Raw genomic sequence first — 21,332 nt, 5'->3', positions numbered from 1 at the left:
ATGAGCCCGCTGTTCTCGCGCCAGGACCCTTCGTCGCGCGGCCTCGGCATGACCTCGCAGCGCGCGCGCGACCGGCTGGTCGAGCGGCTCGTCGCCGAGGGCATCCGCGATCGGCGCGTACTCGACGTCATGCGCCAGCTGCCGCGCCACCTGTTCATCGACGAGGCGCTCGCCTCGCGTGCCTACGAGGACACCGCACTGCCGATCGGCCAGGGCCAGACGATCTCGCAGCCGTGGGTCGTCGCGCGCATGACCGAGGCGCTCATCGAAACGAAACTGCCGCGCCGCGTGCTCGAGATCGGCACCGGCTCCGGCTACCAGTGCGCGGTGCTCGCCGCGCTGGTCGAACAGGTCTACACGGTCGAGCGCATCGACGAGCTGCTGCGCAATGCGCGCCGCCGTTTCCGCAAGCTCGGTCTTTCCAACATCCGATCCAGGCACGACGACGGCCGGCTCGGTTGGCCGGACGAAGCGCCGTTCGACGCGATCATCGTGACCGCCGCCGGTGCCGCGCTCGAACCCGCGTTGCTCGCCCAGCTCGCGCCGGACGGCTGCCTCGTCGCGCCGGTCGGGCCTTCCGGGCGACAGGGCCTTTTGCGCGTGCACCCGGGCGAGGACGGCTTCGTTTCGGAAAACCTCGGCGCCGTGAGTTTCGTGCCGCTGCTCGGAGGCGTCGGATGACGATCGTTCCGACGGCGCAACGCCCCGCGGCACGAAAGGCGCGCGCATGAAGCTGTTCCGACCGCTGTACGAACGCGCGCTGGTCTGGGCTTCGCATCCGCATGCCGAACGCTATCTCGGCGTGCTGAGTTTCGTCGAAGCGATCATCTTCCCGATCGCGCCGGAGATCATGCTCGCACCGATGGTGCTCGCCAAGCCGCTGCGCTGGGCGCGCTACGCGGGCGTAAGCCTCGCCTGTTCGATGGTGGGCGCGCTCGTCGCCTACGTGCTCGGCCACTACGCATTCGACGCGATGCGCCCGCTGTTCGCGTGGCTCGGCTGGCTGCCGAAGATCGATGCGCTCGTCACCGAGCTCCGCGCCGAGGTCGGCGCGCATCCGTGGCAGGCATTCTGGATGCTCGTCGCCGCCGGCTTCATCCCGGTGCCGCTGAAGATCTTCACCTGGGCATCCGGTATCGTCGGCATGCCGTTGCTGCCGTTCGTCGGCGGCATGGTGGTCGGACGCGGCAAGCGCGTATTCCTGCTCGCCGGCGCGATCCGGCTCGGCGGCAAGCGTGCCGAGGACCTCCTGCACCGCTGGATCGAATGGATCGGCTGGGCCGTCGTCGTCTTGCTCGTCGGCCTTGTCGTGTACTTTAAGTTTATGCGGTAACATATTGGCATGCCGAGTTATTTGCGCGGAGCGCCTTCACCGCACGGAGTCGCGGGCCTGATCCTGGCCACGCTCCTCGCGGGATGCGCATCGACGGGTCCCGCGCCGGTCGAGGATCGCAGCCTCGGCGGCCCGCCGCCTCGACGCGAACCCGCGCCGCCATTACCCGCCGTCGCCGACACGTACCGCGTGCAGCGCGGCGACACGCTCTACAGCATCGCGTTCCGCCATGGCGTCGACTACCGCGACCTCGCGCAGTGGAACGGCATCGGTGCGCCGTACACGATCTACGTCGGCCAGGACCTGCGCACGCGCGCGCCACGCGGCCGCACGACGCCCACGGTCACGGCGGTCGCGGCCCCGCCGGCATCGACCGCCGCGCCGTCGCCGCGCGCGGCGACCGTCGCGACGCCGCCGAAGGCAGCGCCGGCCGGTGTCCCCAAACCGGGCGCGTTCGAACCGCTCGCGGCGACGCCTGCGCCCGCGCCGGCCGCGGCATCCGCTGCGACGCCGACGACGTCCACGGCGACCAAAGGTGCGACAGCGACGGCTCCGACCGCACCGACGTCGCCGACGGTCGCATCGACACCTGCCACGGCCGGCAGCGCAGCGACCGTCCCGCCGAAACCGGACACGCCGCCGGTGCCCGAACCCGTGTTGCCGGCGGGCGAAGTCAGCTGGCGCTGGCCCGCCGACGGCGCGGTCGTCGGCACCTACGTGGCGGGCGATCCGACGCGCCAGGGCATCGACATTGCCGGCAAGGCCGGCGACCCTGTGCGAGCGGCCGCGGATGGCGCGGTCGTCTACAGCGGCAACGGCCTCATCGGCTACGGCGAGCTCGTCATCATCAAGCACAGCCCGAGCTTCCTGTCCGCGTACGGCCACAACAGCAAGCGCCTGGTGAAGGAAGGCGATCGCGTGAAGGCGGGTCAGGTCATCGCGGAAATGGGGTCGAGCAGCGCGAGCCGCGACTCGCTCCACTTCGAGATCCGGCGCAACGGCAAGCCGGCCAATCCGATCGATTTCCTGCCGCGGCGTTGAGCGTCGTGCACCGCAGTGACGCAACGGGTCCCGGCGGCGGTAAGCTGCGCGCGTGATGCCCGACGCTCCCGATTCCCGCGCGCAGGACGAGATGCTCGACCTCGTCGACGCGATCGAGCCTCAGGACGAGGAAGCGCGCAGCTCCGCGAGCGCCTACCTCGGCGAGATCGGCTATATCGACCTGCTCGGCGCGCGCGAGGAATGGGCGCTCGCCGAACGCGTGCAGGCCGGCGATGCCGACGCGCGCCGACGCCTCATCGAGGCGAACCTGCGCCTCGTCGTCAGCGTCGCACGACCGTACGTCGGCCGCGGCGTTCCGCTGATGGACCTCATCGCCGAGGGCAACCTCGGCCTCATCCGCGCGGTCGGCAAGTTCGATCCCGCGCGCAAGCTGCGTTTCTCGACCTATGCGGTGTGGTGGATCCGCGAGGCCGTGCAGTCGGCCGTGATGAACCAGGGGCGCACCGTGCGCCTGCCCGTGCACGTGCTGCGCGAACTCGCCCAGGTACTGCGCGCCGAGCGCGAACTCGCCGCGCGCATCGGCGCCGCGCCGAGCCTCGACCAGATCGCCGAGATGGTGGGCAAGAGCGTGCAGGACGTCGCCGAACTCTTCCGCGTGAGCGAACGCGTCGACTCGCTGGATGCGCTCGACGCGGGCGAGCGTGCGCTGATCGGCACGATCCAGGACGGCGAGGATGGTGCGAGCGAACCCGCGGGCGCGATCGGCAGCGAGCGCCTCGCCGACCTCGTCGGCCGGCTCAGCGAGCGCCAGCGCCTCGTGTTGCAGCGTCGCTTCGGCCTCGATGGCACGCCGGTGCAGTCGCTCGCCGACATCGGTCGCGACCTCGGCATCTCGCGCGAGCGAGCGCGGCAGATCCAGGAAGAAGGCCTGAAGCGCCTGCGCAAGTTCGCCGCGCAATAGCATGCACGGCGGTCGTCGCCGCGGCAGCGCGATGAAGTGCTGCGGCGCGGACGCCTGGGGGCGCGAGCGCCAAAGCGCGCCGCGCGCCGGCGAGCAGGGTCAGGGTTGCAACTGCAACCGGTTCGCGCTCCCTGTGATGTCGCGGTTGAGCGTGAGCCAGAGTTCGTTCGCGCCCGCGCGCAGCGACGGGTAGTAGTCGACGTCGGCGGTCAGCGTCGTGCCGTTGAACTTCACGGTCCGCGGGTAGGCGCTCATGCCGCGCACGACGAGTAGCGGGTGCCTGAGCGTGCGACCGGCACCGACCGCGATGTTCGCATCGAGCGCGTTGCCGGCCGCGGTGAACGTGAGGGCGCCGTAGACCGGGTCGTAGCCCGCGGGCGAATACGCGATCGTGTCGGTTCGCGCGGGACCTGCCGGACCGCTCGTGGCGACGCTGCCGACGCTCGCACTCAACGCGAGCGTCTGGATCGTTTCAATCTCGGCGCGCTGCGCTTCGACCGGCGTCGCACTGTGCGGGCCGAGCACGACGTACACCGCGTAGCTCTTCTTCGGGTAGCCCGGCGCGGTCGCGACGACGCCGTCGTGCACGTCGTAACTTGCCTGGCCGAGGAAGCCATACGACGTGCCCCAGGTGAGGCGAGCGTTGTTGCTCGACGCGCCCGCGTCGATCGAGAACGCGTTCGCCTGGTACGGCCAGCTGTCCTGCCACGGCATCGCGTAGCCGTCGCCGGCGTCGCCCTGCGCGCTCGTGTGGTTCCAGTACGCCGTGACGTCGTGATAGAACGCGTTGCGCGCGCCCGCATCCTGCTGGGTCATCGTCTGGCTCTGCACGAGCCCCATCGTCGCATTCGTCGACGCGACCCAGAGCTTCACGTACGGCACGCTGTTGGGCGTGTTCCAGGTCCATGCGCTGTCGAGCGTGAGGGGTGCGGTGGTGCTCGTGAACTGCCAGCGGTCACCCCACGCGACGCCGCTGATGTCGGCGGCGCCGGCGCCATCGATCTCGAGTTCGCCGTACGGCGCGCGCGAATCGTCGAACAGCGTGTTCGCGCCGAGCGCGCTCATGTCCCAGGTGACCGACCAGAGCGGATTGTCGCGGCCGGTCGAGAAGCTCCAGTCGATCGTGACCGGCACCACCATGTTTGCACCGCCAGGCGCGGCGCTGCAGTGGCGCGGATAGTTCTGCGTGAAGCGGAAGATCGCGTGATGGCGACCCTCGAATACGCGCTGGAACGAACCCGGCGTGCCGTAGCCGAGCGGCGAATCGTCACCGTTGCAGCCGCCGCCGTTGCTCGGCCAGGCCGAATGCGACACGACGTAGCCGAAGCCGCCCTGGCCCGCGTTGCCGTAGTCGGTGACGCCGGCGACGCGGGTGGAACCGTCGGGCATCTGGTAGCGGAATTCGCGCAGCGCGCCACCGCGGTTCGGGTAGCCGCCGGGCGCGGTCGGCCCGGTCTGCCCGTCGTTGTGCGCGAGCACGGCGACGCGCGGCTTGTTCGCCGAATCACGCCAGGTGAAGCGATCGCTGACCATCGAGCCGACCGTGACCGCGTGCTCTTCCACCAGCATGTTCGCCGCGACCGGCATGCCCTCGAAGCCGTTCGCGAAGACGAGGTCGACGACGTTGGCTGCCGGCTGCAGTGCCACGTCGTCGAAGTACACGGTCGGCTGCGTGCCGGCGACATTGCTCGTGAGGTCGATGCGGTCGAAGCTGCCCGAGTACGACAGCGGCGGTTGCGCGATCGGCACGGTGACTTCGCGCCAGGTGCCCACGGCGGGCGCGCCGCCTGCGATGTAGGGCCCGAGATTGCCCTCGGCGACGACCGCGCACGGATTGCCCGCGGCGCTGCAGTTCGCCTGCAGGATGATGCCGAGCTGTTGTCCGCCGGCGGTGCCGCCGTGCACCCAGAAATGCAGCACCGGCCAGCTCGCCGTCGACAGCAGGCCGGTTTCGTGGGTGAACGAGACGGCGTTGAACGCGTTGCCGGTGAGCGAGATCGAGTGCGTGCCCGCATGCACCGGCGTCGTGTTCGCGAAGTCGCTGCCGCCGCCATAGGACCAGTTGCCGAAGCCGCTCCCGAGTGCGTCGTCGTAGACCACCAGCGATTGCGCGCAAGGGGTGAGCGGTGCAAGCGAAAGGAGGAGCACGCAAGCACATACGGAGCGACGATGGGCGGCCATGGCGGACTCGAGTGGAGGGAGATGTCCGGATTACGCCATTGTGCGACCGATCCGGCCATCGGCGGGACTCGCACATGCCGGGCAGCCATTCCGAATACGCGGCGCCGGCCTCGGCCCGGCGACCGCTCGATCGAAGCGCCCTAGGCGCGACCGCGCCGCGAACGCCGTGTCGATGCAGGCAGGCCCTGCATGCCGAGTTCGCGTGCCCACAGCATCGCCTCGGCACGGCCGCGCACGCCGAGCTTGGCGTAGATCGAAGTCGCGTGGTTGCGCACGGTGCGCGGCGAGAGGTGCAGGCGCGTCGCGATCGCCTTGTCGGCCAGGCCTTCGCCGATCAGCGCGAGGACGTCGCCCTCGCGGCGGGTGAGGCTCGCCAGTTCGGCCGGTTCCGCCGGCGCGTCGCCGCGTCGCACGCGCGCGAGGCGCTCGATCAGCGGGCGGCTGAACCACGACGCATCCTGCATGATCGCCTCGACCGCGTCGGCGAGTTCGAGTTCGCGGCGCTTCCGGTGCGTGATGTCGAGGTAGGCGAGGAGGACGCAGTCGCGTCCGTCGATGCGCACGGTCTCGGCCGAAACGAGCACGTCGACCGACTCGCCTTCGCGCAGCGCGAGCGTCAGCTCGGCATTGCGCACGCGACCGTGTGCGCCGATCTGCGCGACCACGCGGCCTTTCTCGGGCGCCGCTCCGAGCAGGCCGAGCGCGGCCAGCGGCCGCGCGACGAGCTCGTCGGGCGGCCGTCCGACGAGCGTCGAGGCTGCTTCGTTGACATCGGTGATCTCGAGGGAGTCCGCGCGGCAGACGATTGCCGGCACCGGCGACATCGCGAACGCCTTGGCGAACTTCTCTTCGCTGTGCCGCAGCGCGAGTTCGACGCGGCGCCTCGGCTCGAGGTCGATGAATGTGAACAGCATGCATGCTTCGTCCGCCATCTCGATGGGCTGGCCGGCGACGACGACGAGCTTCCCGCTGCCGTCGGCGACGGCAAGTTCCGCTTCGGTCTGTCCGATCGTCTGCCATGCGGTCAGGCGCGCGATAGCCGTGTCGCGGTCGCGCGCTTGCGCGAGCACGTCAAGCTCGTAGATGGAACGGCCGAGCACCTGTTCGCTCGCGTAGCCCGTCATCTGCAGGAAGCCTGCATTGACCTTCACGTAACGCAGGTCGGCGACGCGGCAGATGAGCGCGGGGGCGGGATTGGCGCCGAACGCCTTCTCGAAGCGCTGTTCGGAGCTCGCCCAATCGGTGACGTCGGTGACGAAAAGCGCATGCACGACGGTGCCGCCTTGCCGGGCGTCGATGGCCTGGCTGCGCAGGCGATGCACGCGGTGCGATGCCGGATCGGCGCGCGACTGCACCTCGACCACGACGTCGCGAAACGCCTCGCCCGAAGCGGCGCGCTGCAGGGGGTACTGCGCGGCCGTGAGCGGGCGATGGTTGCGGTACTTCAAGCGAAACAGCTTCCGGTATTCCGCGATCGTGCGGCCGAGCTGCTCCGGGGCCTGCACGTCGTGCATCGTGCACGCAGCCGGATTCGCCCACAGCAACGCGCGTCGGTCGACGAGGATGACCCCTTCTCCGAGGCCGGAGAGGATCTGCCGCAACTGGTCGAGGTCGGCGAGGGCGGCCGGCGGCGACGTGGCTTTGCTCATGGGCGCACTCTCAATCCAATCGGGTCGAGAACATCGTTGGTCCGTATCGGGACACCTGCACCGGTCGATCCGGGGCATCTGTCCCGCGACGCGTTCAGGCTGGGCGGGCAGACTCCGGCGCCACCTCTGGCGGCCATGATGCCCTGACGAATGAATGGAACGAAAGTGACTTCGGGTGTGCCTGGAATGCATACGCTTGCGGTGGTCGAAACGACCGCCTCCTTGGAGGAGGTGCGCGCGCTGCTCGCGGGCTTCTCGAGCGCGGCGCCATTCCGCATCGAGCACTTCATCCGTTCTCCGCACGGCACGTCCTGGTACAGCGTGTGCGTCGCGGTATCGCAAACCGACGACGCGCTCGCGACCACGCGCGCAGTGCTCGAGGCCCTGCTGCACTTCGCCGACATCGGCCGCCTCGCTCATTTGCGCATCGTCTGGGGATCGTGGGTGCTGCGCGACGATCCGCCCGAGGCGTCGGGGCACGGCGCATGAAGCGCGGGGCTCGTGCGCACGCGTTGTCGGGTGACCTCGGCGCGACCGCAATCGCGATCCATGCCGCACTCGCGGACGGCGACGTGACGGTCTGGTCGAATGCCGTCGGCGACATCCTCTGGTCGGTTGGTGCCGACATCGCGCCGTGCGGCGCGACAGACACGACCATCGGCTCATACCGCATGGGCGTACCGGTGGGCGATATCGAGGACGACCTGCGCGCCGTGCGCGGCACCTATGCCGGCGGCGCGATCCTGCTCGACTGAGCGTGAGCAGATCATCGCAAGGACCCGGTGCGCAGCCCCCGGCGGCGCCGCGGTGTCGCCATGAGGGTTCCTGACGGCGAATGGGTGTGATGCGATTCGCATTTCGCGACGCCGGTCACCGAATCGCCTCCGGCTACGGGTCCATATTGACGTCATCGGTACACAGCCGGAAGCAGTCATGAATCCCGAGTGGCGCGTCGTCGCCGTCGTCAGCACGCCGATCCTCAATACCGCGGTGAGCGACGTATGCGATGCCGAGCCCGCGCACTTCCGTAGCCGGCGGCTTCCTTCCCGGTGCGAATCACTGTCGCACTGGGAACTCATGGTGAACTACGAACAGGGGGAGCTGTCCGGTGCCGCTTCCGCGGGCATCCTCCTGCGCATGTTGCGCACGACGACCGCCGCACGCGTGGTCGATCTCGACGTAGCCTGCGACTGAGCGACGTTCGGGTCTCCACGGTGCCGGGCATCATGGCACATGTCCCGGCGGACGGAGCTACGTCGTGAAGCGCACCTGGACGGTCATCGCTGTACGCGACGTCGCGTACAGCTTCGCGTGGTACCGGCGCCTGTTTGGCCAGCCGCCTGGCGCGCCGGCGCACGGGTATTTCGGCCAGCTCCTCGACGAGGACGGCACCGTCCTGCTCTGCCTGCACGCGTGGGGCGCGCACGAGCATCCGACGCTGGCCAGCGCCGCGCGGGCGGAACCCGGCAACGGCCTGCTGCTGTTCTTTCGCGTCGACGACTTCGGTGCCGCGCTGTCGCGCGCGCGCGACCTGGTCGAACGGTTCGAAGAGGAACCGAACCGCAACCCGAACACCACGACGATGGAGTTCTCGTTGCGCGATCCCGACGGCTACTACGTGACGGTCAGCGCCTGGTCCTGATCGCATCGCGGCCGGTGTACGCGCGCTCCCGCACTTCTCACGCGAGTCCGAGGAAGCGCGCCGCGCGCGGGATCCTGCGCAGCACGAGACGCTCGCCGATCACGACCGCGACGAGGCTACAGCCGAGCAGCGGCAGCAGCATGCCGAGCGCGGCGACGAGTGAGAGCAGTGCGACCGACGCGCGCGCCCCGTTCATCGGCGGCGGTGCACCGAGCGAGTGCGCGGGGCGGCGCCTCCACCACAGGCGGATCGCGCTGATGCAGGCGACGACGAGGCCGAGGGCGGCGAGCACGCCGAGCAGCTGGTTGGCGACTCCGAACAGCTGGCCTTCGTGCGCGGCGACGCCATAGCCGACGATGCGGTCGATCAGCGGCCGGGCTGCGAACGCGCTGCGCGCGAGCAGCCGTCCTTCGCGGTCGAACGACGCTTCGGTGCGTCTTGGCCGGTTCGCCGCATCGGACTTCGCGACCCAGCGCGCATCACGCGACGAGGGGGGCGACACGAGCACGGGCGGCGCGAGCGACAGCGGCCTCGCCGCCGCGACCACGCGATCCAGTACCGCGAGGTCGGCATGCATCGGCGAGGGGGCGCCGTGGTCGTGATGTCCGACGCTGCCGGCGCTTGCTTCGGCGACGCCGCTCGCGGCGACCGACGACGTCCCGATCGGCCAGTCCCGGCGCATGCTGCGTTCGCCGCTCCACTGGCGCACTTCCTCGAGCAGGGAGCCCCACGACTTCGCCCACGGCAGGCCCGAGACGAGCAGGAACAGCACGAGGCCCGATATCCAGAACGCGGTGACGCCATGCAGGTCGCGCCAGAAGATGCGTTCGCCGCCGCGCAGGCGCGGATACAGCACGCCGCCGAATCCCGCCGTGCGGCGTGGCCACCAGAGATACAGCCCGGTGAGGATCATCACGATCGCCCATGACGCGGCGAGTTCGACCAACATCGAGCCGCGATCGCCGAGCAGCAGCTCGCCGTGCACGCGCGCGAGCACGCGCATCGGCCGCGCATCCTCGGCGACGGTGGCGAGCACGACCGCCGACACCGGGTGCACGTACACGCGCGATGCACGGCCGTCCGCGTCGACGAGCACCTGCACGGCATCGCCGTCGTTCGCGGGCAGCTGGTATGCGCGCAGCGCCGAGCCGGGCACGGCCGCGAGCGCGGCCCGCACTTGCGCCGAGGGCGTTGCGCGTGCGGTCGACGTTGCGATGCCCGTGTACGGCTGGTCGAGCAAGGCCTCGATCTGCGGGCGGAACAGGTAGACCGACCCCGTCACCGCAAGGCAGAGCACGAACGGGATGCAGAAAAGGCCCGCGTAGAAATGCCAGCGCCAGATCATGCGATGGCGACGTGCGGCATCGTCGCGTTCGTCGCGTGCGGCGCCCATCAGTAGCGCACGTCCACGCTGGCGACGATCGTGCGTCGCGGGAACGGATGGAACAGCACGTAGTCGCGATCGGCGAGATTGTCGATGCCGAGCGCGGCCGACACGTGTTCCCCCGCCTTCCAGCGAACGCGCGCGTCGAACACGGCGAAGCGGTCGAAGGCGCCGTAGACGTGCGGCGTCGTGTCGATATTGTCGAGCGTCGAATACTGCTTGCCGCTGTAGCGCCCGGCGAGGGTGAATGTCCACGCATCGCTGGCACGCAAGGTGGCGACGACGGTCGCCCGCCAGCGCGGCACGTTCGGCGCGTGCTTGCCGACCGAGGTGCTGCCGCCCGCGCCGACGAAGCCGTCGTTTTCGAGGATCGTGGAATCGACGAAGGTGATGCTCGCGGCGAGATCGAGGCGGCGCAGGCCGGCATCGCGTCGTTGCGCGACGAATTCGATGCCGCGGTTGCGCACCTTGCCGACGTTGTCGACGAAGGTGGCCGGCGAGGCGACGCCTTCGATCGTCGAGGTTTGCGAGATCAGCGCATCGCGGGTCGTTTCCTCGAACAGCGACACGCGCCACGTACCGAGTTCGCCCGATCGTTCGAGTGCGAGTTCGCCGCTGAGCGCGCGCTCCGGGCGCAGGCCGGGGTTCGGCGACACGAACGTCGATCCGGTCGAGACGATCTGGTAGAGCTCGCTCACGGTCGGGAAGCGTACCGCCTTGCCGAGCGAACCGGTCACGCGCCAGTCGGCCGATGGCGTCCAGCTCAGTGTTGCCTTCGGCGACCATGCCGTGGTCGAGCGGTCCGGCTGCACCACCGCGGTGCCGCCGCTGAAATTGAAGCCGTCGCGCGCGCGCCAGCGTTCCGCGCGCACCCCGAGCGTCGCGAACCATGCCGGCGCGATCGACCACGCATCCTGCAGCCAGAGCGCGCTCGTGCGGGTCTTGCCCGCACCCGCGGTGAAGAGGCTCGTCGCGCTGCCCGCGTCCTGCCAGAGGGTGGTGTTGCGGGTCGCATTGTCGAGCGTGTATTCGTCGGCGTGGGCGCCGAACGCGATTTCGTGCGCGGCGCTGCGCCAGATGCCCTTGAGATCGAGAGTCGACCAGTTCGTGCCGCCGAGGTCGGCATAACGCCCGTTCGGCGTGAACGTCGTGCCGTCGCCGACGCCCGCCGGGGAGAGCTGGCGATCGTGCAGGTATTCGTAGTGCGTGAGGACCGCTTCGCCGTCCCAGCGGCCATGCGTGTCCGAGCGCAGCGACAGCGCCTGCATCAGGTGCGACTGGTCGACGATGTAGTGGTTGCTCGCGAATCCTGCGACGCGACCGAATGTCGCGCGGCCGGCGGCGTCCCTGAGGTAGGTTTCGACGCGCGAATCCGCATCGTTGTCCCACCAGCCGGCGAGCCAGGTCGCGTGCAGCCACGGCGTGAAGTCCCAGCCGATCTTGCCGTTCAGGCCATGCATGCGTGTGTGCAGGAGCCCGCCCGCGCCGAACACGTCGGCCGGCTGGCCGAGCTTGTTGGTCGCGTCGATGGCGCCGCTGGTATCGGCGGGCGGCGCCGCGCCGGTGATGTAGGAAAGCGGCTGGCTGAAGCTGTTCTGCTGGTTGGCGCCGATGAACCATGTCGCCGCGCCCGCGCGCCCGCCCGCGGTCGCGCTCGACTGCGACGTCGGATAGTCGCCGCTCGTGCGGTAGTGGTCGAACGATTGCAGCGCGCCGCTCTGTTCGAACGAGAACCGGGTGCGTTCGGGTGTACGCGTGGCGATGCGCAGCACGCCGCCGATGGAGTTGCCGGCGTACGCGGCAGAGAATGGGCCGTACAGCATCGTCACGCGCTCGACCTGGTCCGGCGCGACCACGCCCCAGCGCGGTGCGCCGAGCGTGTTGTTGTTCGCCACCAGCGCGGAGATGAGGATGTCATCGACGTAGACGAGCGTGCGCGCGCTCGAGCCGACGCCCCAGGTGCGCGTCGCGAGCACGGGCTGCGTGTCGCCGTAATTGCGCTTGCGCACGAACAGGCTCGGCAGGTACTTGATCGCGTCTTCGACATCGATCGCATTGATGGACTCGTCGATCTGCGCGGCATCCACGGTCGCGGTCGACGCGGGGAAGGCCGGGGACTCGATCGCGTCGTTGCCGTCCGCATGCACGACGATGCCGGGCAGTGGCGTCGTCGAGAGCGGATCGGGTGCGGCCTCGGTGCTTGCGCCGGCGCTCGGCGCGAGGACGATGAGGATCGCGAGCGCGACGGGTCGGAGCGGTGGGCGCGTGCAGCCACCGCGCAGACGCGCGCGACCGCAGGTTCGGCGAACCATGGGTGTTCCTCGTGCAGGCGAAGACGGACCGGCCGCGCATGCGGCGGCCGAGGGTCATGGGCTCAGGCGAGGAACGGAGGCGGGCCGCGCGGCAGTGCGGCGGTGAACGGCGCACGCGAGCGCAGCCCGATGAAGGGCTGCGTCGGCACCCGTGGTGGCGGCAGCACGAGCGGCGCGACGTAGGCGGCGCTCGCGATCGGCGGCGAATGCGCGAGGAAGTCGCAATAGCCGCACTTGCTCCAGCAATCCTCGCCGGGCAGCGACGGCTCGTGCGCATCGGCGCCGGGGTGATGATGCGCGTGCTCCGCATGCGCGCCTTGCTCGAGCGGGGTGCACGCGCTCGCGAGCCGCGAAGCCGTCGGCACGAGCGCGAGCAACAGGATGGCGACGAGGCCCATCCATGCGACGGCGCGGTGCAGCCGGTGGCGTGCGATCCCCATCATGCGATTGTTGCCCAGATCCCCGAAGCGGCGATGCGGCAAACCGTCCCAGCCTGCCGCCTGCAGGTAGGTACCGCGAGGATGCGGGAAGGTTGTCGCGGGGTCAGTCGGCCGAAGCAGGCGCGGCGCGATGCGGCAGGATGATCGCCGCGACGACGCGGCGGCCTTCGCCGGCGAGCAGGTTGTAGGTGCGGCAGGCGGCCGCGTTCGCCATCACTTCGACGCCGATGTGGCGCCGGAGCAGTGCGACCAGCGCTTCGCGAGGCGGAAACACCTGCGTCTGGCCGGTACCGAGCAGCACCACCTCGGGTTCGAGCGCGGCGATCGACTCCGCAGCCGCGACGTCGAAGTCGCCAGGCCGCGCGACCGGCCAGTTCTCGACGATGCGGTCGGGTGCAAGCAGGAGGCTCGCCGTGAGTACGCGATCGACGACCGTGACCGCATCCGGCGCACAGGCACGGAAGAAGAAATGGCCTTCCGGCAGTTCGTGGGTGAGTTGCACGGCCCTATTTCGGCAGCGGGTACTGGTTGCGGTCCGGATTGCGCTTGAAGAAGCACGCCATCTTGCCGATCACCTGCACGAGTTCGGCGCCCGAATGCGCGCGTATCGCCTCGATCGAGGCCGCCCGCGACTCGCGGTCGTCGTCCGCGAGCTTGACCTTGACCAGCTCGTGGTGGTCGAGCGCGCCGTCGAATTCGGCCAGGAGCGCTTGCGTGACACCTTTTTGCCCGACCAGGATCACCGGCTTCAGGTCGTGGGCGAACCCACGCAGATGGCGCTTCTGGGACGAGGACAAGGGCATGAACGGCAACCGAATCGGGGCAGGCGGAGGAACCGTCTGCGGGTCGGACAGGGTATCATGCCCCACTGGACGAGTCCCTCGCAGGCGCCTGCCGGCCATCGGCGCGCGGCCGCCACGGGCATGAATCGCGGTTCGGGCCCATGGCACGCAGCAAATCGAGTTCCCGCTGGTTGCGGGAGCATTTCAACGACCCCTACGTGAAGCGCGCGCAGGCCGAAGGCTGGCGCTCGCGCGCGGTGTTCAAGCTCGAGGAACTGATCGCGCGCGATCGCCTGCTCAAGCCCGGCATGGTCACCGTCGATCTCGGTGCGGCGCCGGGCGGCTGGTCGCAGGTCGCGCGCGAACGGCTCGGCGACAAGGGCCGCGTGATCGCGCTGGACATCCTGCCGATGCAGGGCATCGGCGGGGTGGAGTTCATCCTCGGCGATTTCCGCGAGGAATCGGTGCTCGCGCAGCTCGAAACGGCGCTCGGCGCGGCACAGGTCGATCTTGTGCTTTCCGACATGGCCCCCAACATGAGTGGCGTGAACGCGGTCGATCAGCCCCGTTCGATGCATCTGGTCGAACTTGCCGAGGAATTCGCCGCCCAGCATCTGCGCAAGGGCGGGGCATTCCTCACCAAGGTCTTCCAGGGCGAGGGATTTGACGATTTCGTAAGGCGCTTGCGTGCAGGCTATGAGCGAGTCAGCATCCGCAAGCCGAAGGCCTCCCGGGCGCGTAGCCCGGAGGTATATGCGCTGGCCACGGCCAAGCGCGCGTGAGGGCATTCATGTTCGACCGTTTCCAGACCACCGACTTCCAGACCACCGACGCTTTTCGTGAGACGTTCGCGCAATACCGCGCCGGCGCTTGCGCAGGATCCGCACGATGAACGACATGGCCAAGAATCTGCTGCTCTGGGTGGTCATCGCCGTCGTGCTGCTGACCGTGTTCCAGAGTTTCAATCCGCGCACTGCGCCGCCGTCGGACGTGCCGTACTCGGAGTTCACCCAGAAGGTGGGCAACGGCAGCGTCGCGTCCGTGACGTTCAGTGCCGACATCCCCACGAAGGCGACGGCCAAGCTCAAGGACGGCACCAACACGGTGTCGACGATGGTGCCGTGGGAGGGCAACAAGGAACTGCTCGAGCTGCTCGCGAAGAACGGGATCGAGGTGCGGCAGGCCCCAGCCGACAATGTGATGCCGCTCTGGCGCATCCTGCTCGACTGGGTGCCGATCCTCATCTTCATCGGCCTGCTCATCTACTTCATGCGCCAGATGCAGGCGGGTGCGGGCGGGCGCGGCGCGATGTCGTTCGGCCGTTCGCGCGCGAAGCTGCAGGGCGAGGACCAGGTCAAGGTCACGTTCGCCGATGTCGCCGGCTGCGACGAGGCGAAGGAGGAAGTCTCCGAACTCGTCGAGTTCCTGCGTGACCCGTCCAAGTTCACCAAACTCGGCGGCAAGATCCCGCGCGGCGTGCTCATGGTCGGCTCGCCCGGCACGGGCAAGACCCTGCTCGCGAAGGCGATCGCCGGCGAGGCAAAGGTGCCGTTCTTCTCGATTTCCGGTTCCGATTTCGTCGAGATGTTCGTCGGCGTCGGCGCCGCGCGCGTGCGCGACATGTTCGAGCAGGCGAAGAAGCACGCGCCGTGCATCATCTTCATCGATGAAATCGACGCGGTCGGTCGCCATCGCGGCGCCGGCCTCGGCGGCGGCCACGACGAGCGCGAGCAGACGCTGAACCAGCTGCTGGTCGAGATGGACGGCTTCGAGGGCAGCGAGGGCGTGATCGTGATTGCCGCGACCAACCGCCCCGACGTGCTCGATCCCGCGCTGCTGCGCCCGGGGCGCTTCGACCGCCAGGTCGTCGTGCCGCTGCCGGACGTGCGCGGCCGCGAGCAGATCCTCAAGGTGCACATGCGCAAGGTGCCGGTGTCGAACGACGTCGAGCCGATGACGATCGCGCGCGGCACGCCCGGCTTCTCCGGCGCCGACCTCGCCAACCTCGTCAACGAGGCGGCGCTGTTCGCCGCGCGCGAGAACTCGCGCGAAGTGCGCATGGACCACTTCGAGCGCGCGAAGGACAAGATCATGATGGGCGCCGAGCGGCGCTCGATGATCATGAGCGAGGACGAGAAGAAGTTGACCGCGTACCACGAGGCCGGCCACGCGATCGTCGGTCGCCTCGTGCCCGACCACGACCCGGTCTACAAGGTCACGATCATCCCGCGCGGCCGCGCGCTCGGCGTGACGATGTACCTGCCCGAGAACGACCGCTACAGCTACAACAAGGAAAACATCATCAGCCGGCTGTGCTCGCTGTACGGCGGCCGCGTCGCCGAGGAACTCATCTTCGGCGCCGACAAGGTCACCACGGGCGCGTCGAACGACATCGAGCGCGCGACCAAGATGGCGCGCAACATGGTCACCAAGTGGGGCCTGTCGGACAAGCTCGGCCCGATCGCCTACGGCGAGGAAGAGGACGAAGTGTTCCTCGGCCGTTCGGTCACGCAGCACAAGAACGTCTCCGACGAGACCGCGCGCCGCATCGACGAGGAAGTGCGCGACATCCTCGACCGCGCCTACGCGCGCAGCACGGAACTGCTCACCGAGAACCTCTCCAAGCTGCACACGATGGCCGAGGCGCTGCTGCAGTACGAGACGATCGACGCGCAGCAGATCGAGGACATCATGGCCGGCCGCACCCCGGGCCCGCCGAAGGACTGGCGCGGCGACAAGAAGCCCGGCAGCGGTGGCGACAAGCCGCGCGGCGAAAGCCCGATCGGCGGCCCCGCGGTGCAGCCGCGCGAACGCCTCGACGACTGAGTGCATCCGTCCGCAGCATGACGAAGGCCGTCCCCCGGGACGGCCTTTTCGTTTGGCGTGCGCCGGACCCGGCCGACGTGCGCGCTGGTATACACTGGATTTTTGCCACGCGATGCGGCGGACGCCCTGGGGACGTCCGACCATCCTCATGGCGTGGCCGCACCGGCGGATCCCCAGCCGCTCCGGGGAGTAGCGCATGGCTCGCAGCAATCGTCCGACCCTGATCGCGGCCGCGGTCGCCGTGGCATCGTCCATCACCGCGGTCGCCGCGCCGGATCCGTCGGCACGCGCGCACTGGGTGCGCGTGGAAACCGGCGCGCAACAGCTCGAACGCGTGCGCGGCACGTCCGCGGGCAGCAGCGACTACGGGCGTTTCCAATGGCTCGCGGTCGACGATGCGCAGCTGCAGCGCCTGCATGCCGCGGGGCTCGATGTGGACGAGATCGCCGAGCCGTTCGTGCTCGATCTCGGCGGCGTGCGCTTCGATCCCGCGCAGGCATCGCCGTCACTTCCCGCGGACTGGCGCGACGGCGCGCGCGCCGATGCGGACGGCAGCGATCTGCATCTCCTGCAGTTCGGCGGCCCGGTGCGCCAAGTCGAACTCGACGCGTTGCGCGTGGCCGGTGTCGAGCCGGTGCAGTACATCCATCCGTTCACCTACGTCGTGTGGGCGCGCCCGTCGCAGATGCAGGCGGCCCGCTCGCGCGCCGCGGTGCGCTGGAGCGGCGACTTCGCGCCCGCGTACCGCGTGCTGCCGCAATGGCGTGCGCTGTCCGCCGACCTCATCGACGTGCACGTAAGCACGTATCGCGGCGCCGGCGACGTCGCCGTGCGATTGCGCGCTGCCGGGGCGGGGGTCGTCGGCGAGCGCGCCGTGGATCGCGGGTTCTCGATCGTCGACGCGCGCGTGCGCGGCGATCGTCTCGGTACGCTCGCGCGCGTTGCCGGCGTCTACAGCATCCAGCCCGTGCCGCGTGACGGAGGCATGCGCGGCGAGATGAGCGACCAGATCGTTGCCGGCAACTACGGCGGCAACAATCTCGCCGTGCCGGGCTATCTCGCCTGGCTCGCGCAGACCGGCGTGAACGGCAACGGCGTGATCATCGCCGACGTCGACGGCGGCATCTACGACACCCATCCCGATCTCGTGCACCGCATGCTGCCGTGCACGGGCACGACCTGCGGCGGTTCCGCGACCGACGCGCACGGCACGCACACGGCGGGCATCATGGCTGCGGACGGCAGCTCCGGGACGCTCGCGAACGGTTTCCTGCGCGGGCTCGGCATGGCGCCCGGCGCGAAGCTCGTCGAGCAGTTGTACGACCCGACTTTCACGCAGGCCGGCGGCATGCTGCTGCTCATGACCGAATCGCAGCGCAACGGTGCGGTGATGTCCGGCAACAGCTGGGGTCCGGCCGGTTCGCCGCGTGGTTACGACGACGACACGCGCCAGGTCGACGTCGGCGTGCGCGACGCCGATCCCGCGGCCGCGGGCGACCAGCCGTTCCACTTCGTGTTGTCGATCATGAACGGCAACGGCGGCGTGAGCTCGCAGGGCACGCCCGACGAAGCGAAGAACATATTCACCATCGGCTCGACCAAGATGCAGAGTTCGCCGACCGTGCAGATCACCGAGATCGACGACATCTCCTCGAACAGCGCGCATGGTCCCGCGCTCGACGGCCGCAGCATCCCGGCGATGGTCGCGCCCGGCTGCAGCGTCGACTCGAGCGCGAGTTCGACCGGCTACCAGCTCATGTGTGGCACGAGCATGGCCTCGCCGCACGTGACCGGTGCATCCGCGTTGTTCGTCGAGTACTACCGCAACCTGTTCGGCCGCGATCCGAGCCCGGCGATGATCAAGGCCGCGTTCACCGCGGTCGCGAAGAATCTCACCGGCAACCGCGATGCGGACGGGGTCGTCCTCACCCGCCTGTTCGACAACAAGCAGGGCTGGGGGCGCCTGCAACTGCCGCCCGTGCTCGTGCCGACCGAAGCGGTCGAGTACGTCGACCAGACGACCGTGCTCGACAATACCGGCGAGAGCTGGACGCATACCTACACGGCGGCCGATCCGGCCAAGCCGATCCGCATCATGCTGACCTGGACCGACGCGCCCGGCCACGGCCTCGGTGGTTCGACGCCGGCGTGGAACAACGACCTGGACCTGCGCGTGACCGCGAACGGCAACGTCTATCGCGGCAACGTGCTCGACAACGCGGGCTGGTCGACCGGGGGCGGCAGCGCGGATGCGAAGAACAATACCGAAGCCGTATTCCTGCAGGCGGCGCAGCACGCGGGCTCCGTCACCGTCGAGGTGCTCGCGAGCGACATCAATTCGGACGCGCTGCCGCATTCGGGTGACGCGACCGACCAGGACTTCGCGCTCGTCTGCTACAACTGCGTCGGCGAGGCGGCGGCGTCGGCGAATCTCGCCGTCACCGCGAGCGCGAACGCGAGCGCCGTCGTCGCGGGCCAGGCGATCCGGTACACGATCGACGTGCACAACGACGGCCCGGATGCGGCGACGAACGTGCGCGTCGCGATCGATGCGCCCGACCTCGCCGACATCGCCGCAGCCGACGGGCAGGGGTGGACCTGCTCCGACTTGCACGCGAATGTGGCTTGCACGCGCGCCGAACCCCTCGCCGCCGGTGCGACCTCGACCCTCGTGCTCGATGCGACCGTCGGTGCGACCCCGGGCGACCCGGTGGTGGCCGCGTTCGCGGTCTCGGCCGACGAAACGGATGCCGACTCCACCGACGACATCGCGTCGGTGTCGACGCCGCTCGACGACGTCCTTTTCGCGGACGGCTTCGAGCCGGCGATGTAGGCGCCCGGTTCGGGTCCTGCCGTCCGCGAGGGCCCGATCCGTCGTCGCCACGCGCGCGCATCCGCGAAGGTGCGCGGGATGGAATAATCCGTGTCTCGCCCACGCGGATGCCGGCATGTTCCATCCCCGCCTCGACTGCAACGGCCGCGAACTCGTGCTCGACCGCACGCTCGTCTGCGGCATCGTCAACGTGACCTCCGATTCGTTCTCGGACGGAGGCGAGTTCCTCGATCCCGCGCGCGCGGTGGCACACGGCCTCGCGTTGGTGGAGCAGGGCGCGGACCTGCTCGACATCGGTGGCGAGTCGACGCGGCCGGGCGCGGGCGAGGTCGACGCGGCGACCGAGATCGCGCGGGTCGTGCCGGTGATCGAAGCGCTCGCGCGGCAGGTCGAGGTGCCCATCTCGATCGACACATCGAAGGCCGAGGTCATGCGCGCGGCGGTCGGCGCGGGCGCGGGACTCATCAACGACGTCCGCGCATTGCGCGGCGATGGTGCGCTCGACGCGGCGGCCGCGCTCGGCATGCCGGTCTGCGTGATGCACATGCAGGGCGAGCCGCGCACGATGCAGGATGCGCCGCATTACGACGATGTCGTTGGTGAGGTGCATCGCTTCCTCGCCGAGCGCCTGTTCGCGTTGCAGATGGCCGGGATCGACAAGAAGAAGATCCTCGTCGATCCCGGTTTCGGCTTCGGCAAGACGCTCGAGCACAATCTCGCGCTGCTGCGCGCGCTCGATCGCTTTACGGAGATCGCGCCGGTCATGGCCGGCCTGTCGCGCAAGCGCTCGATCGGCGTGCTGACCGGGCGCGAAGACCCGCACGAGCGCGTTGCAGGTTCGGTCGCCGCGGCCTTGATCGCCGCGCAGCGCGGTGCGGCGATCGTACGCGTGCACGACGTCGCGCCGACGCGCGATGCACTCGCGGTCTGGCAGGCGGTCGCCGCCGGCGACGGTAGCGGACGCAAGCCGGCGGCCGCGAAGAAGACGAGTCTCTGGGACGACGACTGAGCGATTTGCTCGGTCCTCGCGGTGGCCCGACACGCACGCGTTCCGATTCGCCCAAAACGGCGGACCGGAAGCGCCCGGGAGAAATTCCCGCCGTCGCGCGAGGGAGAGAGGGAGGCGACGGCGGGGCCGGTCGGGGCTGTTGGGGGGTACCCCGACCGGGGGGACCTTGCATCGAGGACGATGCTCGCGGCCGCTTCGTCGCGGCCACATCGGTATCAGGTGGCGAGGCGGCTCACCGGGTCGGGCGGACCGGCGCCCGTGACGCCGGAAAGGATGCGCTGGTGCATGGCGACCGCCCCCCTCGGTTGCAGTGGGGACATCATCGCGGGGATGGCGCGCCTGAGCACTCCATCTTCATTCGCTTTCCGTTCGTATCACATGAAGTGGAGCTGACATGGCGCTGTACGGCCGGCTGGGCGGCCGTCCAGCGGGGGGGGCGCGGCCAACAGCGGGGGGAATCCGGCCGGCTCAGCCGTTGCCCGTCACCGGTCCGGATCCGTCGGCATTCGGCACCGACCGCTCGCCGGCGAGCGCGCGCACGCGGGCGAGCGCCGCGCGCCAGGCATCGGTCTGGTGCAGCGCCTCGTACAGTCGCGCCTGCAGCAGGGCGCAGTCGTAGTCCTGCTCGGCCCAGCGGGCGACGCGGCCGACGACCTCGCTGGCGCGGTCGAGCTCGCGATCGGCGATCAGGCTCGAGCCGTACGAAAAGACGACGAGGGCGAGGTCCTGCGGTACCCCCCAGCGCTCCGCCTCCGCGAATGCGGCCGCATAGTCGCGCTCGGCATCGTCGCGGCGTTGCGCGGCCCGCGCGAGTTCGGCGTCGGCGAGTCGGGCGAACTGGATGATCGACGGCATGTCGCCGTGTTCCTACGTCGGACCGCCTCTGGTCACTCGTCCGCGCCGCCGGCGCGCGGCGCGGGTCGTCGCGGCGTTCGTCGCGCCGGTTGTCGCGTCGATCAGCCCCCGGCGCCCGGCCAC

General features: G+C 69.6%; 20 protein-coding genes. 12 read left to right on the top strand and 8 right to left on the bottom strand.

What is annotated here, in order from left to right; all coding sequences use genetic code 11:
- The 4 genes from ACTHK2_RS16790 to ACTHK2_RS16775 are packed head-to-tail and all read left to right on the top strand — an operon-like array spanning position 1 to position 3,296.
- Positions 1-681: a protein-L-isoaspartate(D-aspartate) O-methyltransferase gene (locus ACTHK2_RS16790; RefSeq protein ID WP_440246886.1), complete on the top strand. Its 681-nt coding sequence runs from the start codon at positions 1-3 to the stop codon at positions 679-681.
- A 46-nt stretch (positions 682-727) separates the two neighbouring features.
- On the top strand, positions 728-1,333 hold the full coding sequence (locus tag ACTHK2_RS16785; RefSeq protein ID WP_440246885.1) for a YqaA family protein: 606 nt from the start codon (positions 728-730) through the stop codon (positions 1,331-1,333).
- A 9-nt stretch (positions 1,334-1,342) separates the two neighbouring features.
- On the top strand, positions 1,343-2,374 hold the full coding sequence (locus ACTHK2_RS16780; protein WP_440246884.1) for a peptidoglycan DD-metalloendopeptidase family protein: 1,032 nt from the start codon (positions 1,343-1,345) through the stop codon (positions 2,372-2,374).
- A gap of 55 nt (positions 2,375-2,429) precedes the next feature.
- Positions 2,430-3,296 carry a sigma-70 family RNA polymerase sigma factor gene (locus ACTHK2_RS16775; protein WP_440246883.1) on the top strand — a complete coding sequence of 289 codons (867 nt, stop codon included), beginning with the start codon at positions 2,430-2,432 and terminating at the stop codon, positions 3,294-3,296.
- Positions 3,297-3,395: 99 nt separating this feature from the next.
- On the opposite strand, the gene ACTHK2_RS16770 is transcribed toward ACTHK2_RS16775, so the two are convergent.
- Positions 3,396-5,444 (bottom strand): hypothetical protein, encoded by a 2,049-nt coding sequence (locus tag ACTHK2_RS16770; protein WP_440246882.1) that lies wholly within the window; start codon positions 5,442-5,444, stop codon positions 3,396-3,398.
- A gap of 173 nt (positions 5,445-5,617) precedes the next feature.
- A complete protein-coding gene (locus ACTHK2_RS16765; protein ID WP_440246881.1) occupies positions 5,618-7,126 on the bottom strand; it encodes a PAS domain-containing protein in 1,509 nt (502 codons plus the stop codon).
- Between the two features lie 186 nt (positions 7,127-7,312).
- Between ACTHK2_RS16765 and ACTHK2_RS16760 the strand changes: the two genes are divergently transcribed.
- The 4 genes from ACTHK2_RS16760 to ACTHK2_RS16745 all read left to right on the top strand — a co-directional run bounded on the left by ACTHK2_RS16760 (position 7,313) and on the right by ACTHK2_RS16745 (position 8,768).
- The gene (locus ACTHK2_RS16760) at positions 7,313-7,615 is read left to right on the top strand and encodes a hypothetical protein (RefSeq protein ID WP_440246880.1); all 303 of its coding nucleotides are present in this window, start codon (positions 7,313-7,315) and stop codon (positions 7,613-7,615) included.
- Positions 7,612-7,881 carry a hypothetical protein gene (locus tag ACTHK2_RS16755; protein ID WP_440246879.1) on the top strand — a complete coding sequence of 90 codons (270 nt, stop codon included), beginning with the start codon at positions 7,612-7,614 and terminating at the stop codon, positions 7,879-7,881. The genes ACTHK2_RS16760 and ACTHK2_RS16755 overlap by 4 nt, the downstream gene beginning before the upstream one ends.
- Before the next feature lie 178 nt (positions 7,882-8,059).
- Positions 8,060-8,320 (top strand): hypothetical protein, encoded by a 261-nt coding sequence (locus tag ACTHK2_RS16750; RefSeq protein WP_440246878.1) that lies wholly within the window; start codon positions 8,060-8,062, stop codon positions 8,318-8,320.
- 64 nt (positions 8,321-8,384) lie between these two features.
- Entirely contained in the window at positions 8,385-8,768 is a 384-nt protein-coding gene (locus ACTHK2_RS16745; RefSeq protein ID WP_440246877.1) for a VOC family protein, read from the top strand.
- Between the two features lie 37 nt (positions 8,769-8,805).
- Here ACTHK2_RS16745 and ACTHK2_RS16740 read toward each other — a convergent pair whose 3' ends face one another.
- The 5 genes from ACTHK2_RS16740 to yhbY form a co-directional block, all read right to left on the bottom strand.
- Positions 8,806-10,161, bottom strand: coding sequence for a PepSY-associated TM helix domain-containing protein (locus ACTHK2_RS16740; RefSeq protein WP_440246876.1), 1,356 nt, complete (start codon positions 10,159-10,161; stop codon positions 8,806-8,808).
- Positions 10,161-12,464 (bottom strand): TonB-dependent receptor, encoded by a 2,304-nt coding sequence (locus ACTHK2_RS16735; protein ID WP_440246875.1) that lies wholly within the window; start codon positions 12,462-12,464, stop codon positions 10,161-10,163. Before ACTHK2_RS16735 ends, ACTHK2_RS16740 begins: the two co-directional genes overlap by 1 nt.
- Before the next feature lie 62 nt (positions 12,465-12,526).
- Positions 12,527-12,907 (bottom strand): DUF2946 family protein, encoded by a 381-nt coding sequence (locus ACTHK2_RS16730; RefSeq protein ID WP_440246874.1) that lies wholly within the window; start codon positions 12,905-12,907, stop codon positions 12,527-12,529.
- A gap of 100 nt (positions 12,908-13,007) precedes the next feature.
- Positions 13,008-13,406, bottom strand: coding sequence for an Mth938-like domain-containing protein (locus tag ACTHK2_RS16725; RefSeq protein WP_440246873.1), 399 nt, complete (start codon positions 13,404-13,406; stop codon positions 13,008-13,010).
- A 4-nt stretch (positions 13,407-13,410) separates the two neighbouring features.
- Entirely contained in the window at positions 13,411-13,707 is a 297-nt protein-coding gene (yhbY, locus tag ACTHK2_RS16720; RefSeq protein ID WP_440246872.1) for a ribosome assembly RNA-binding protein YhbY, read from the bottom strand.
- A gap of 140 nt (positions 13,708-13,847) precedes the next feature.
- Between yhbY and rlmE the strand changes: the two genes are divergently transcribed.
- The 4 genes from rlmE (at position 13,848) to folP (ending at position 20,354) form a co-directional block, all read left to right on the top strand.
- Positions 13,848-14,468: a 23S rRNA (uridine(2552)-2'-O)-methyltransferase RlmE gene (rlmE, locus tag ACTHK2_RS16715; protein ID WP_440246871.1), complete on the top strand. Its 621-nt coding sequence runs from the start codon at positions 13,848-13,850 to the stop codon at positions 14,466-14,468.
- Positions 14,469-14,574: 106 nt separating this feature from the next.
- Positions 14,575-16,512 carry an ATP-dependent zinc metalloprotease FtsH gene (gene ftsH, locus ACTHK2_RS16710; protein ID WP_440246870.1) on the top strand — a complete coding sequence of 646 codons (1,938 nt, stop codon included), beginning with the start codon at positions 14,575-14,577 and terminating at the stop codon, positions 16,510-16,512.
- Positions 16,513-16,708: 196 nt separating this feature from the next.
- Positions 16,709-19,345, top strand: a complete 2,637-nt coding sequence (locus ACTHK2_RS16705; protein ID WP_440246869.1) for a S8 family serine peptidase — start codon at positions 16,709-16,711, stop codon at positions 19,343-19,345.
- Positions 19,346-19,460: 115 nt separating this feature from the next.
- Entirely contained in the window at positions 19,461-20,354 is an 894-nt protein-coding gene (gene folP / locus ACTHK2_RS16700) for a dihydropteroate synthase (protein WP_440246868.1), read from the top strand.
- 468 nt (positions 20,355-20,822) lie between these two features.
- Here the strand turns inward: folP and ACTHK2_RS16695 are convergent, their stop codons facing one another.
- On the bottom strand, positions 20,823-21,209 hold the full coding sequence (locus ACTHK2_RS16695; protein WP_440246867.1) for a hypothetical protein: 387 nt from the start codon (positions 21,207-21,209) through the stop codon (positions 20,823-20,825).
- Positions 21,210-21,332 lie beyond the last annotated feature (123 nt).

This window comes from Dokdonella sp., assembly GCF_051958935.1.
Taxonomy (GTDB): Bacteria; Pseudomonadota; Gammaproteobacteria; order Xanthomonadales; family Rhodanobacteraceae; genus Dokdonella_A.
The sequence above is the reverse complement of the archived record's forward strand: the minus strand, read 5'-3'. Positions and strand labels throughout refer to the sequence as shown.